General features: G+C 67.4%; 10 protein-coding genes. 4 read left to right on the forward strand and 6 right to left on the reverse strand.

Features of this window, described 5'->3' with window-relative positions:
* The first annotated feature begins 71 nt into the window (after positions 1–71).
* Positions 72–3,971, forward strand: a complete 3,900-nt coding sequence (locus tag ABZ906_RS33950; RefSeq protein WP_361182378.1) for a DNA-directed RNA polymerase subunit beta' — start codon at positions 72–74, stop codon at positions 3,969–3,971.
* Positions 3,972–4,038: 67 nt separating this feature from the next.
* Here ABZ906_RS33950 and ABZ906_RS33955 read toward each other — a convergent pair whose 3' ends face one another.
* The 6 genes from ABZ906_RS33955 to ABZ906_RS33980 form a co-directional block, all read right to left on the reverse strand.
* Positions 4,039–5,034 (reverse strand): M48 family metalloprotease, encoded by a 996-nt coding sequence (locus ABZ906_RS33955; protein WP_361389589.1) that lies wholly within the window; start codon positions 5,032–5,034, stop codon positions 4,039–4,041.
* Positions 5,035–5,056: 22 nt separating this feature from the next.
* Entirely contained in the window at positions 5,057–5,563 is a 507-nt protein-coding gene (locus tag ABZ906_RS33960) for a Pycsar system effector family protein (protein WP_361389591.1), read from the reverse strand.
* Positions 5,560–6,579 carry a hypothetical protein gene (locus tag ABZ906_RS33965; RefSeq protein WP_361389593.1) on the reverse strand — a complete coding sequence of 340 codons (1,020 nt, stop codon included), beginning with the start codon at positions 6,577–6,579 and terminating at the stop codon, positions 5,560–5,562. The genes ABZ906_RS33960 and ABZ906_RS33965 overlap by 4 nt, the downstream gene beginning before the upstream one ends.
* Before the next feature lie 22 nt (positions 6,580–6,601).
* Positions 6,602–8,692, reverse strand: a complete 2,091-nt coding sequence (locus ABZ906_RS33970) for a hypothetical protein (RefSeq protein ID WP_361389594.1) — start codon at positions 8,690–8,692, stop codon at positions 6,602–6,604.
* Entirely contained in the window at positions 8,689–9,417 is a 729-nt protein-coding gene (locus ABZ906_RS33975; protein WP_361389596.1) for a hypothetical protein, read from the reverse strand. The genes ABZ906_RS33970 and ABZ906_RS33975 overlap by 4 nt, the downstream gene beginning before the upstream one ends.
* Positions 9,418–9,542: 125 nt before the next feature.
* The gene (locus tag ABZ906_RS33980; protein ID WP_361389598.1) at positions 9,543–10,256 is read right to left on the reverse strand and encodes a Crp/Fnr family transcriptional regulator; all 714 of its coding nucleotides are present in this window, start codon (positions 10,254–10,256) and stop codon (positions 9,543–9,545) included.
* Positions 10,257–10,642: 386 nt separating this feature from the next.
* Between ABZ906_RS33980 and rpsL the strand changes: the two genes are divergently transcribed.
* Genes rpsL through fusA form a run of 3 tightly spaced genes read left to right on the forward strand, consistent with a single transcriptional unit; the run spans position 10,643 to position 13,653 of the window.
* Complete coding sequence (rpsL, locus tag ABZ906_RS33985) at positions 10,643–11,014, forward strand: 30S ribosomal protein S12 (RefSeq protein WP_003948652.1); 372 nt, start codon at positions 10,643–10,645, stop codon at positions 11,012–11,014.
* Between the two features lie 2 nt (positions 11,015–11,016).
* Positions 11,017–11,487, forward strand: coding sequence for a 30S ribosomal protein S7 (gene rpsG, locus ABZ906_RS33990; RefSeq protein ID WP_003974303.1), 471 nt, complete (start codon positions 11,017–11,019; stop codon positions 11,485–11,487).
* A 39-nt stretch (positions 11,488–11,526) separates the two neighbouring features.
* Positions 11,527–13,653 (forward strand): elongation factor G, encoded by a 2,127-nt coding sequence (gene fusA / locus ABZ906_RS33995; RefSeq protein ID WP_361182366.1) that lies wholly within the window; start codon positions 11,527–11,529, stop codon positions 13,651–13,653.
* Positions 13,654–13,667: the final 14 nt, after the last annotated feature.

The raw sequence follows: 13,667 nt of genomic DNA on the forward strand, positions 1-13,667 counted from the left end.
TCCGGTCGGCTCTCCCCGGACCCGTTCAGACCATGATTGAGACACGACCCCGAAAGAGGGATTGACGACAAGTGCTCGACGTCAACTTCTTCGACGAGCTGCGGATCGGCCTTGCCACCGCGGACGACATCCGACAGTGGTCGCACGGCGAGGTCAAGAAGCCGGAGACCATCAACTACCGCACGCTCAAGCCCGAAAAGGACGGACTCTTCTGCGAGAAGATCTTCGGTCCGACCCGGGACTGGGAGTGCTACTGCGGTAAGTACAAGCGTGTCCGCTTCAAGGGCATCATCTGCGAGCGCTGCGGCGTCGAGGTCACTCGCGCCAAGGTGCGTCGTGAGCGGATGGGCCACATTGAGCTGGCCGCCCCTGTCACGCACATCTGGTACTTCAAGGGCGTTCCGTCGCGCCTCGGCTACCTGCTTGATCTCGCCCCGAAGGACCTCGAGAAGGTCATCTACTTCGCGGCGTACATGATCACGTTCGTGGACGAGGAGCGCCGTACGCGTGACCTGCCCTCCCTGGAGGCGCACGTCTCCGTGGAGCGTCAGCAGGTCGAGAACCGTCGCGACTCCGACCTGGAGGCCCGCGCCAAGAAGCTCGAGACCGACCTGGCCGAGCTCGAGGCCGAGGGTGCCAAGGCCGACGTGCGCCGCAAGGTGCGCGAAGGTGCCGAGCGGGAGATGAAGCAGCTGCGCGACCGTGCGCAGCGCGAGATCGACCGTCTCGACGAGGTCTGGAACCGCTTCAAGAACCTCAAGGTCCAGGACCTGGAGGGCGACGAGCTGCTCTACCGCGAGCTGCGTGACCGCTTCGGCACGTACTTCGACGGTTCGATGGGTGCCGCTGCCCTGCAGAAGCGCCTTGAGTCGTTCGACCTGGACGAGGAGGCCGAGCGCCTCCGCGAGATCATCCGTACCGGCAAGGGCCAGAAGAAGACCCGTGCGCTCAAGCGCCTCAAGGTCGTCTCCGCGTTCCTGCAGACCAGCAACAGCCCCAAGGGCATGGTGCTCGACTGCGTGCCGGTCATCCCGCCGGACCTGCGTCCGATGGTGCAGCTGGACGGTGGCCGCTTCGCGACCTCCGACCTGAACGACCTGTACCGCCGCGTGATCAACCGCAACAACCGCCTGAAGCGGCTTCTCGACCTCGGTGCGCCCGAGATCATCGTGAACAACGAGAAGCGCATGCTCCAGGAGGCCGTGGACGCCCTCTTCGACAACGGTCGTCGTGGTCGCCCGGTCACCGGTCCCGGCAACCGCCCGCTGAAGTCCCTGAGCGACATGCTCAAGGGCAAGCAGGGTCGCTTCCGTCAGAACCTTCTCGGTAAGCGTGTGGACTACTCCGCGCGTTCCGTGATCGTCGTCGGCCCGCAGCTGAAGCTGCACCAGTGTGGTCTGCCGAAGGCCATGGCACTGGAGCTCTTCAAGCCGTTCGTGATGAAGCGCCTGGTCGACCTGAACCACGCGCAGAACATCAAGTCGGCGAAGCGCATGGTCGAGCGCGGCCGCACGGTCGTGTACGACGTCCTGGAAGAGGTCATCGCGGAGCACCCGGTTCTCCTGAACCGTGCGCCCACGCTGCACCGCCTCGGCATCCAGGCCTTCGAGCCGCAGCTGGTCGAGGGCAAGGCCATTCAGATCCACCCGCTCGTCTGCACCGCGTTCAACGCGGACTTCGACGGTGACCAGATGGCCGTGCACCTGCCGCTCTCCGCGGAGGCGCAGGCCGAGGCCCGCATCCTGATGCTGTCCTCGAACAACATCCTGAAGCCGGCCGACGGTCGTCCCGTCACCATGCCGACCCAGGACATGGTCCTCGGCCTCTTCTTCCTCACGACCGACGAGGAAGAGCGCAAGGTCATCGGTGAGGGCCGTTCCTTCGGCTCCTCCGCCGAGGCGACCATGGCGTTCGACGCCAAGGAGCTCTCGCTCCAGGCGAAGGTCGACATCCGCTTCCCGGTGGGCACCATCCCGCCGCGCGGCTGGACCCCGCCGGCCGTCGAAGAGGGCGAGCCCGAGTACCAGCAGGGCGACAGCTTCCGGCTGCGTACGACCCTGGGCCGCGCGCTCTTCAACGAGCTGCTGCCCGAGGACTACCCGTTCGTCGACTACTCGGTGGGCAAGAAGCAGCTCTCCGAGATCGTCAACGACCTGGCCGAGCGCTACCCCAAGGTCATCGTGGCGGCGACGCTCGACAACCTGAAGGCGGCCGGCTTCTTCTGGGCGACCCGTTCCGGCGTCACCGTGGCCATCTCCGACGTCGTGGTCCCCGAGGCCAAGAAGGAGATCGTCGCGGGCTACGAGGCCCAGGACGAGAAGGTCCAGAAGCAGTACGAGCGCGGTCTGATCACCAAGGACGAGCGCACGCAGGAGCTCATCGCGATCTGGACCAAGGCGACCAACGAGGTTGCCGAGGCGATGAACGCGAACTTCCCCAAGACGAACCCCATCTTCATGATGGTTGACTCGGGTGCCCGAGGAAACATGATGCAGATGCGTCAGATCGCCGGTATGCGTGGTCTGGTGTCGAACGCCAAGAACGAGACGATCCCGCGCCCGATCAAGGCCTCCTTCCGTGAGGGCCTGTCGGTGCTCGAGTACTTCATCTCGACGCACGGTGCTCGTAAGGGTCTTGCGGACACGGCTCTCCGTACCGCTGACTCCGGTTACCTCACCCGTCGTCTGGTCGACGTCTCGCAGGACGTCATCATTCGCGAGGAGGACTGTGGCACCGAGCGCGGTCTGAAGCTGAAGATCGCGGTCAAGGGCGAGGACGGTGTGCTCCGCAAGACGGAGAACGTCGAGACCTCGGTGTACGCCCGCATGCTGGCCGAGGACGTCGTCATCGACGGCAAGGTCATCGCGCCGGCCAACGTCGACCTCGGTGACGTGCTCATCGACGCCCTGGTCGCCAACGGCGTCGAGGAGGTCAAGACCCGTTCGGTCCTGACCTGCGAGTCCGCGGTCGGCACCTGTGCCTTCTGCTACGGCCGTTCGCTCGCCACCGGCAAGCTGGTCGACATCGGTGAGGCGGTCGGCATCATCGCCGCCCAGTCCATCGGTGAGCCCGGCACGCAGCTGACGATGCGTACGTTCCACACCGGTGGTGTCGCCGGTGACGACATCACCCAGGGTCTGCCCCGTGTCGTCGAGCTCTTCGAGGCTCGTACGCCCAAGGGTGTCGCCCCGATCTCGGAGGCGGCAGGCCGCGTCCGTATCGAGGAGACCGAGAAGACCAAGAAGATCGTCGTCACTCCGGACGACGGCAGCGACGAGACGCCGTTCCCGATCTCGAAGCGTGCCAAGGTCCTCGTGCGTGAGGGTGACCACGTCGAGGTGGGCCAGAAGCTCACCTTCGGTGCCACCAACCCGCACGACGTGCTGCGGATCCTCGGTCAGCGCGCGGTCCAGGTCCACCTGGTCGGCGAAGTCCAGAAGGTCTACAACAGCCAGGGCGTGTCGATCCACGACAAGCACATCGAGATCATCATCCGGCAGATGCTGCGCCGCGTGACGATCATCGAGTCCGGCGACGCGGAGCTGCTGCCGGGCGAGCTCGTCGAGCGCTCGAAGTTCGAGACCGAGAACCGTCGTGTGGTCACGGAAGGCGGCCACCCGGCCTCCGGCCGTCCGCAGCTGATGGGTATCACCAAGGCCTCGCTGGCAACGGAGTCGTGGCTGTCCGCGGCCTCCTTCCAGGAGACGACCAGGGTCCTGACGGACGCGGCGATCAACGCCAAGTCCGACTCCCTGATCGGCCTCAAGGAGAACGTCATCATCGGTAAGCTCATCCCGGCCGGTACGGGTCTCTCCCGCTACCGCAACATCCGGGTGGAGCCGACCGAGGAAGCCAAGGCCGCGATGTACTCGGCCGTCGGCTACGACGACATCGACTACTCGCCCTTCGGGACGGGGTCGGGCCAGGCTGTGCCGCTGGAGGACTACGACTACGGGCCTTACAACCAGTAGGCGTGCTCAGCTAGCCGCTTGAGTTGATGGGCGGTCATCCCGACAGGGGTGGCCGCCCTTCGGCGTTTCAGCGCCCGCCGTCCAGACCCTGCTGGAGGTGGTGTAGCCGGGTGTGCAGATCGGGGTGCGAGGAGAGCAGCCGGGCGATCAGGCCGGGCACCCGGAGCGGTGAGCCGAGTGCCGCTGCCGTGGCGCGTTCTGATTCCTGGCCCGCCTGCTCTTTGCGGAGCACCGCCATGAGCTGGGGCGCGAAGCCGAGCGCCGCCGCGTGCCGATCAGCCCGGAGTTCTGACTGCCGGGCGACCGCTGCCACCAGATAAGGCGTGACCAGGGGCAGGAGCACCAGGCCGTACGTGGCGACCGCGACGGCCAGTAAAGCGGCTCCGGCCAGGGTGACCACGGCGGCCGTCGCTCCCACGGAGAGCCGGTCGACGAGCGAGGCGAGCCGGAGCAGGAGGCGCCAGGCGATGCGCCCCGGCAGCGCGTACCAGAAGCTGAGCAGCGATGCCCATGCGTGGCCCCTGGTGTGGTGACCGAGTTCATGCGCGAGTACGCCGCCGAGCTGGGCGGACGGTAGCTCGTTCAGCGAATGGCTCGTGACCCCGACGATGTGCCCGGCGGCCGCCATGGCGTTGATGCCATCGCTGTCCTCGACCCACAACTGGTAGGCGTTCCCGTCCACTCCGGCACGCGCCGTCACCTCACGCCAGACCGGCCCGAATCGCCGGTGCTCCTCCTGGGTCGGATGGCGAAGGCCGAAGAGGTGGCGGGCCAGGACGCGTTCGCTGGGGCGGTGGAAGACGAGAGTTCCGCTCAGGGCCCACGCTCCGACACCGACCCACCAGGGGATGCCGATGAGGGCATCGATGGCGTACGACACGAGGAAGACCACAGCCGCGCTCATGGCCACGTGGGGCAGGTGCAGCAGCAGACTGCCGAGTGTGAGAGCGTCCGCACGGCGCTGCCTGGCCGTGATGTGAACTCGTCCGTCGCGGAAGGCGAGGTCCGGGTCCTCCGGGGGCTCCGGCGCGCGGGGTATCTCGGGTTCGGGAGGCGGGGACATGTGTGCTCCTTCCATGGGCGGTTCAGTCGATGAGCAGCGATCCGGTGAGCAGGAGCGAGGCGCAGCCGAAGGCGATCAGGCCAATGCGGATCCACAGGTGCTTGCGCGCCGCGATGCGGCTGGTCTCGGTGAGGGTGGGGAGCAGACCGCGCATGGGATCCAGCCCGGCCTCGGCTAGGGCGGCGTCGAGCTGTCCGGCCCGTGCTGCCCGGTGCACGTCGCCGAAGTAGGTAAGTGGCTCGCCTGACCTCCAGCGGCTTCTGCGGTAGCGGGGGATCACGGCGAGCAGGAGGGAGATGAGCGCGCCGGCGAGGGAGGTGACTCCTGCCCACCACAGGACGCCGGCGGGAGCCGAGAGCAGGGAAGGGGTCCAACTTCGGCTGGCCAGCAGACCGCCGAGCAGTCCGGTCGACATGCTGAGTGCTCCGACCAGAACGGTGGCTTTGGAGTCGGCGCGGGCGATCTCCGTACGGAGGTCGGCGAGCAGCTGTGCGCCTGCATGAGTCCGGGGGTCGCCCACGGTGGTCATGCCGGGCGCTCCGGACGCTTCTCGACCGGTGGCTGCGGGGGCAGCTCCGGGTAATGGGGCGGGAGTTCGTCCGGGGCTTCGGACGTCGGCTTGAGGATGTCCGTCATGCGCTCGGCGATGAGTCGATGGGGCTCCTCCATCTGGTAGTCCTCCAAGCCCTGGCTCTCCAGGGCCTGGTCGATCAGATGGAGCTGGGTCTGTACGAGTTCGGCCTGGTCGGCGCGGAGATGCTCCAGGACCAGCTTGGTGTCCTCGCGGTGTTCGGCCAGGTGCAGGGAGAGCGCGCCGACACCGCCCTTGGCCAGGTGGCTCTCGTAGAACTTGATTTTCTCGGCCATGAGCTGCCGGTCCTGCTCGTCGCGCAGCACCGCCACCTCGTGCTCGGGCGTGGCAGCCTCCCTCTCGTGCAGGGCTGTCCGCAGCCGGTCCTGATGGGCACGCTCGGAGGCGTCACGCCGCAGGCGTACGGAGCAGTCGACCCACAGGCCTTCGCGGCCGCCGACGCCGCCACCCCTCTCCACCGCCTGCTGGACATCGATCTCGGCGGCGGCGCTCGCGGTGATGGAGTGGCGGCGGCCAGCCGCGCGCATGAGCCGCAGCAGTTCGCGGGTGAGGAGGGCTGGGACGTCGCGCTCCTGGCTGATCACGAAGCACTTCGGGTCGGCGACGCGCCAGGTGACGTCCACGGCGGCCTCGAACTCGAAGCTGTCCACCGAACTGGGGAGGGGGACACGCACCGAGAAGGAGTGCGGGTCCGTGTTCACCTCGTACAGGGCTACGTACCGCCTGAGGGAGGTGGGGCGAGCGGGCGGTGGGAACGTCTCGTACTCCCCTTTGCGGGTGACGAGGACCAGGGTGTGGTCGATGCGACCGGTGTAGCGGCGGCCACCGAGGCTGATGCGCGGCAACTGCCACACGGTGATCACCGGGTCGGGCCGTTGCGAGTAAGTCGTAGGGGACTCGGGCCTCTGCTGCAGCCAGTTGGGTTCGTCGGGCTGTATGTGGGTGTCTTCCATGTTCCGTCTCCTCGGCGAGGGGTCAGGCAGCGGACAGCGCCGACAGCAGCCGTGTGCTCGCCTCCGGTATCCGGCCGTCGGTGCCGCGTGCTGTGCGCAGCAGATGGCCGATGCGCTGGCGGTCGGCGGGCGCGGTGGCAAGAGCGGGAAGCAGTGCGGTGAGCGCTGCTTCGGACGCCGGGTCCCGGTCCGCGATGCGCACCCAATCGCGCAGCACGCTCAGGGCCTCTGAGGTGTGGGCGCGGTCGTTGAGCGCGTTGTGCCAGAAGGTGAGCAGGTGTTCCCGGTCCTCGGGCGTGTCCTCGTCTGCCGCGCGGGCATACCAGCCGAGGACCAGCGGGCGGTCGCTGTCCTCCTCCAGTTGCTCGCAGGCGTGGAGAAAGGCGAGCAGCGCGTGATCCCGGACCGTGTGATCGTCACGAATGTATTCGGCGAGGCGGGCGAGGACCGGTCCTTCCACCGCGAGGAGCAGCAGTTCGAGGGCGTCAGCGAGCTGCAGCGCCTCCTCCTGCTCGCCCGCCTCTTCTTCCGCGTTCCACCGCTGTTGGCCGGCGACGTCCAGCAAGGATTGGAGGGCCTCCTCGTGGAGCACAGGGCCCAGCAGTCCGTATGCGCGGATGGCTGTCCAGCGACGGCTCTCGTTCTCGCCGGTGCACCAGCCGTGCAGGATCTGGGGGACGGCGGGCACTTTCAGGAGTACGGCCAAGGTGAGGGCATTCGCCGCGTTCAGCCAGGCGCCATGGCTGTTCGCGTCGGCCCACGGCTCGATGAGCAGGGCCAGCGAGGACGGCAGATCCGCCGCTGCCAGTAGCGCAGCCGCCGCGGCGGCACGGGTACGCACGAGGGGGCGGCCGTCACTGGCGAGCTGTTTGATCCAGGCGACCAGGGCGGGGCGGGCGGACGGGTGCAGATTCCACACCTCGTGGAGCAGGATCCGGGCGATGTCCCGGTCCCGGAAGCCGGCGACGAACTGCTCGACCGCGCCCCACTCGGTGACCTCCGTTCCCATGTGGCCCTCGGCGCGGGCCATTTGGAGGCGGTCGGCCCGTGTGCTGCCGAAGACGGGGATGCGGGGTGGCTCGTCGGGGTCCTCGATCTTCTGCAGCAACGCGAAGAGCCGGTCGCCGAGCTCGGCTGTCACCGCGTACGAGGCTCCGTCGAAGACGGCGAGCGAGATGAGGAACGCCTTGTCGAGCAGCGGGGGCTTCTCGCCGGTCAGCCACTGGGTGACCTGGGCGGCGACATCGGCCTGTCCGTGGGCGACCAACTCCTGTTCGCTGGTCTCACCGCGGTGCAGGGCGACGAGCCGCTGTGCGAACCGGGCGATCTCATCCGGTCGATGCTCCCGGTCGAGGAACTCCCGCACCGGCGCCAGTCGGCACAGCTCCGCCCACGCAGCCGCTCCCACGGACTGGGTGACATGGGCGCACAGCATGTCCTGCACTGGTGGGGGTGCCCAGCGCACGGACGGTACGTCGCCGAGCGCCGCAGACGGTTCGATCGTGATCACCAAATGGCCGCCGGCGTGCTCCAGTTGCTCGCGCATGCTCCGCAGATGCAGCTCTCGCAAGGGGCGACTCCTGCTGGTCGCCAGGTTGCACAGGACGTATCCGGCTGCGCCGTCCAGATGCTCGCGCAATGCCGCGGGGGAGGTGCCCGGTTCCAGGTCACGCATCCGCTCCACGCCCAGCTGAAGCAGCAGCATCATCGCGGCGGAGCGGCGGCCCGTCGCGTGGCCCCCGGACAGGACCACGACGCGCTCGGTCCGCAGCCGGGCGAGCGCCTCGTCGAAGCTGGGGCAGCGCTGGAAGACCGCTGCCAGCGCCTCGATCTCGGCCCGGGGGATGGGTCCGGATGCAGGGCCGGCGAGCGTGTCTGAGGGGCCGCCGAACTGGTAGATCACGTTGCCCTGTACGTGCCCGCCGCTGACTCCGTACTGGTCCCGCTTGACCAGGCTGGAGACGAAGGACGGGGCGTGCTCGATCAGGTCCCGCCGGGCGGCCCAGGCCTTCTGGCGCTGTTCCTGCGCGTCGGGCGTCCCCTCCTGCTTCTGGTCGCCGCCCTCGGTGGTCTCGTCGGCCGTGGCCGTGCCTTCTGCCTCATCCTGGCTCATCGTCCGTCCCCTCCGCCGAAGCGGTAGTGGACGTCGCCCTGGACGTGGGTGTTGCCGCCGTACTGGTCTCGGCCCACGTGCGTGGTGTTGTGCTGCATTCCCGGCTCGGGTTCCTGCGGCGCTCTGTCTTCGTGAGCGGTGGACGGCGCGGCGCCGCCGGCCTCGCCGTGCACCCACGCGATCGTCGGCCCCTCCTTCGCGTCCACTGTGATCCGCCGGAACTGTTCCGGCCGCACGCCCAGGGGCCCGTGCCGCACCACCCCTTGGTAGACGCCGTCGGACACGCACAGCACGCTGTCCTCCTCGCGTTGCCGCAGCGCCTCGCGCAGGGGGGCTGCGTCCAGCAGTCGGCAGGCATGGTTGAGATCCGAGCCGACCCAGCCGTTGAGTTCGTCCACGGCGACGTGGCCCGTGGAGAGGACGATGCGCAGACGCATCTGGGCGCTGTTCGAGGCCACGCGGTTCTTGTTGCGCAGCAGCGCAGGGGTCTCGGCCAGCAGGCTCTTCAGGAGCACGGACACCGGGATGTTGGCGTCGATGAGTTCCATGACGGAATCGCCGCGGTCGGCGCGCAGCCGGGCAGTCTCGTCGATGCCCGCGGCCGTGAGGGTCTGGTCGGCGACGTCGTACAGCAGACGTCGCAGGAAGGCCTGCTCCACGTCGTCGCGCCTGCCGAACTGCTCGATGTCGAAGAGCAGGATCGTGCGGTTCACAGTGGCGGTCATGTCTGCCTCTCGCTGAGCCGGTCCGTTGACCAGCACGATGGCGGTCCGGGACGGGGACGGCAGAGGGCGGATGACACGGACGAAGTGTGACCGTATACATAGAACAACAACAGGTGACGACTCAGCTACTTTCCGCCACCCATCATGCGGCGCAGGATGTCGGGTCGTACGACAACGATGCGGCGGCGGCTCGTGACGACGACTTGGCGGTCGCGCAACTCCTTCAGGAGCCGGGCCACTGCCTCGCGTGAGGAGCCGACCGAGCCCGCGAACTCCTGCTGGCTGAGCGGGACGGTCAGCTCGATGCCCTCCTCGGTCCGCGTCCCGTGCGTGCGTACGAGATCCAGCAGCAGGACGGCTAGCCGCTCGCGCACCGAGAGCGCCGCCCACTCCAGACGGCGGCGGTCGGTCGAGCGCTGACGGTCGGTGGCCAGGCCGAGGAGCTTGAGCGCCACCTGCGGGCTGCCCGTGAGGAACCGGGTGAAGCGGCGCTCCTCGATGGCGGTCGCTTCGACCTGCTCCAGGGCGGTCACGGTCGCCGAGCGGCCACGACCGCTCAGGGCGGCGCCTTCGCCGATGATGTCGCCGGGACCGCGCAGGGCGAGGAGTGCTTCGTAGCCGTTGGCCGCAGTGGCCGTGACCTTGGTCCAGCCCTGAAGGAGAAGCAGGACATGAGTGGACGGCTCGTCCTGGCGCATGATGACGCTTCGTGCTGGATAGCTCAGGGGTCGGCCGATGGCGAGCAGGGCCGTGCGATCGTCCCTCTCCAGTCGCGCCAGAAAGGGCACCCGGTCGTCCAGGCCGTCATCGTCCCGCGTGTGCGTTTGTCCCCCGGCCATCCCGCTGCCCCCGTGTTCACGTGCGCCGATGCCGCTGATCTCGCAACCAGTCAACGTACTTGAGGTGTCCGTGGAGGGAACGGGTGATAATCGGCCCTCGTGGCCGAGTCCGGTCAGGTCAGCGCCGAAAAGCCCGGCGTGTCGCCCCCCACCGCATTTGTTTTGACCGAACCCGATGAGGTAGGTACGCTCAGACCTTGTGCCTGGGGTGTGCCTGGGCTCGTGCGCGTGTCTTCAGCCGCAGCGCGAGTCCGAGAACGGCCACCGCAATCTGCGCTCCCTTCCGCCTTGCGGCGGGAGTCTGCAGCATTCGACACACCCGACCGCGTGGGTCGGCGACGTTCCAGGTTAGCTTTACTATTCGGCACACAGAAACCGGAGAAGTAGTGCCTACGATCCAGCAGCTGGTCCGGAAGGGCCGGCAGGACAAGGTCGAGAAGAACAAGACGCCCGCGCTCGAGGGATCGCCCCAGCGCCGCGGCGTCTGCACGCGTGTGTTCACGACCACCCCGAAGAAGCCGAACTCGGCACTCCGTAAGGTCGCGCGTGTGCGTCTGACCTCCGGGATCGAGGTCACGGCCTACATTCCGGGTGAGGGACACAACCTGCAGGAGCACTCCATCGTGCTCGTGCGTGGTGGCCGTGTGAAGGACCTGCCGGGTGTTCGCTACAAGATCATCCGCGGCTCCCTTGACACCCAGGGCGTCAAGAACCGCAAGCAGGCCCGCAGCCGCTACGGCGCCAAGAAGGAGAAGTAAGAATGCCTCGTAAGGGCCCCGCCCCGAAGCGCCCGGTCATCATCGACCCGGTCTACGGTTCTCCTCTGGTGACCTCCCTCATCAACAAGGTGCTGCTGAACGGCAAGCGCTCCACCGCCGAGCGCATCGTGTACGGCGCCATGGAGGGCCTGCGCGAGAAGACCGGCAACGACCCGGTCATCACGCTCAAGCGCGCGCTGGAAAACATCAAGCCGACCCTCGAGGTCAAGTCCCGCCGTGTCGGTGGCGCGACCTACCAGGTCCCGATCGAGGTCAAGCCGGGCCGTGCGAACACGCTCGCCCTGCGCTGGCTGGTCGGTTACTCCCGCGCCCGTCGCGAGAAGACCATGACCGAGCGTCTGCTCAACGAGCTCCTCGACGCCTCCAACGGCCTTGGTGCCGCTGTGAAGAAGCGCGAGGACACCCACAAGATGGCCGAGTCCAACAAGGCCTTCGCGCACTACCGCTGGTAGTCGCTACCCCCATCGAGACCGAGAGAAGACTGAGCCGATATGGCTACCACTTCACTTGACCTGGCCAAGGTGCGCAACATCGGCATCATGGCCCACATCGACGCGGGCAAGACGACGACCACCGAGCGGATCCTGTTCTACACCGGTGTCTCGTACAAGATCGGTGAGGTCCACGACGGTGCCGCGACCATGGACTGGATGGAGCAGGAGCAGGAGCGTGGCATCACGATCACCTCTGCTGCCACCACCTGTCACTGGCCGCTGAACGACGTCGACCACACCATCAACATCATCGACACCCCGGGTCACGTCGACTTCACCGTCGAGGTAGAGCGTTCGCTCCGTGTCCTCGACGGTGCCGTGACGGTGTTCGACGGCGTCGCCGGTGTTGAGCCCCAGTCCGAGACCGTGTGGCGTCAGGCGGACCGCTACGGCGTCCCCCGCATCTGCTTCGTCAACAAGCTCGACCGTACGGGTGCCGAGTTCCACCGCTGCGTCGACATGATCGTCGACCGCCTCGGTGCGACCCCGATCGTCATGCAGCTGCCCATCGGCGCAGAGGCTGACTTCCAGGGCGTCGTCGACCTCGTCACCATGAAGGCCTTCGTCTGGTCCGCAGAGACCAAGATGGGCGAGGCCTACGACATCGTCGACATCCCCGCCACGCACACCGAGGCCGCCGACGAGTACCGCGGCAAGCTCCTCGAGGCCGTCGCGGAGAACGACGAGCAGATGATGGAGCTGTACCTCGAGGGCCAGGAGCCCACCGAGGAGCAGCTGTACGCGGCGATCCGTCGCATCACCATCGCCTCCGGCAAGGGCGGCGACACCACCGTCACCCCCGTGTTCTGCGGCACCGCGTTCAAGAACAAGGGCGTCCAGCCCCTGCTCGACGCGGTCGTGCGGTACCTGCCTTCGCCCCTGGACGTCGAGGCCATCGAGGGCCACGACGTCAAGGACCCCGAGACCGTCGTCAAGCGCAAGCCTTCGGACGAGGAGCCCCTTTCGGCTCTCGCGTTCAAGATCGCGAGCGACCCGCACCTCGGCAAGCTCACCTTCGTCCGGATCTACTCCGGTCGCCTCGAGGCCGGCACCGCGGTGCTGAACTCGGTCAAGGGCAAGAAGGAGCGCATCGGCAAGATCTACCGCATGCACGCGAACAAGCGTGAGGAGATCGCGTCGGTGGGCGCCGGTGACATCGTCGCCGTCATGGGTCTGAAGCAGACCACCACGGGCGAGACGCTCTGTGACGACAAGGCCCCGGTCATCCTGGAGTCCATGGACTTCCCGGCGCCGGTCATCCAGGTCGCCATCGAGCCGAAGTCCAAGGGTGACCAGGAGAAGCTGGGTGTCGCCATCCAGCGCCTCTCGGAGGAGGACCCCTCCTTCCAGGTGCACTCGGACGAGGAGACCGGCCAGACCATCATCGGTGGTATGGGCGAGCTTCACCTCGAGGTGCTCGTCGACCGCATGAAGCGCGAATTCCGCGTCGAGGCGAACGTCGGCAAGCCCCAGGTCGCGTACCGCGAGACGATCCGTCGGGCCGTCGAGCGCGTGGACTACACCCACAAGAAGCAGACCGGTGGTACCGGTCAGTTCGCCAAGGTGCAGATCGCGATCGAGCCCATCGAGGGCGGCGAGGCGTCGTACGAGTTCGTGAACAAGGTCACCGGTGGCCGTATCCCGCGGGAGTACATCCCGTCGGTGGACGCCGGTGCGCAGGAGGCCATGCAGTTCGGCATCCTGGCGGGCTACGAGATGACTGGTGTTCGCATCACGCTTCTCGACGGCGCCTACCACGAGGTCGACTCCTCCGAGCTGGCGTTCAAGATCGCCGGTTCGCAGGCCTTCAAGGAGGCCGCGCGCCAGGCAAAGCCCGTGCTGCTCGAGCCGATGATGGCCGTCGAGGTCACCACGCCCGAGGACTACATGGGCGATGTCATCGGTGACATCAACTCCCGCCGTGGCCAGATCCAGGCCATGGAGGAGCGCAGCGGCGCTCGCGTCGTGAAGGGCCTCGTGCCCCTCTCGGAGATGTTCGGCTACGTCGGAGACCTCCGCAGCAAGACGTCGGGTCGCGCAAGCTACTCAATGCAGTTCGACTCCTACGCCGAGGTTCCGCGGAACGTCGCCGAGGAGATCATCGCGAAGGCCAAGGGCGAGTAACTCACCCGAGTTGA

Origin of the sequence: Streptomyces sp. NPDC046925, from assembly GCF_040644915.1 — a bacterium.
Classification (GTDB): domain Bacteria; phylum Actinomycetota; class Actinomycetes; order Streptomycetales; family Streptomycetaceae; genus Streptomyces.

What these genes read in the sequence shown, in the direction of transcription:
- ABZ906_RS33970 (WP_361389594.1), bottom strand. Translation starts at nt 8,692, where the DNA reads ATGAGCCAGGATGAGGCAGAAGGCACGGCCACGGCCGACGAGACCACC.
- fusA (WP_361182366.1), top strand. Translation starts at nt 11,527, where the DNA reads ATGGCTACCACTTCACTTGACCTGGCCAAGGTGCGCAACATCGGCATC.
- ABZ906_RS33975 (WP_361389596.1), bottom strand. Translation starts at nt 9,417, where the DNA reads ATGACCGCCACTGTGAACCGCACGATCCTGCTCTTCGACATCGAGCAG.
- ABZ906_RS33955 (WP_361389589.1), bottom strand. Translation starts at nt 5,034, where the DNA reads ATGTCCCCGCCTCCCGAACCCGAGATACCCCGCGCGCCGGAGCCCCCG.
- rpsG (WP_003974303.1), top strand. Translation starts at nt 11,017, where the DNA reads ATGCCTCGTAAGGGCCCCGCCCCGAAGCGCCCGGTCATCATCGACCCG.
- ABZ906_RS33965 (WP_361389593.1), bottom strand. Translation starts at nt 6,579, where the DNA reads ATGGAAGACACCCACATACAGCCCGACGAACCCAACTGGCTGCAGCAG.
- ABZ906_RS33980 (WP_361389598.1), bottom strand. Translation starts at nt 10,256, where the DNA reads ATGGCCGGGGGACAAACGCACACGCGGGACGATGACGGCCTGGACGAC.
- ABZ906_RS33960 (WP_361389591.1), bottom strand. Translation starts at nt 5,563, where the DNA reads ATGACCACCGTGGGCGACCCCCGGACTCATGCAGGCGCACAGCTGCTC.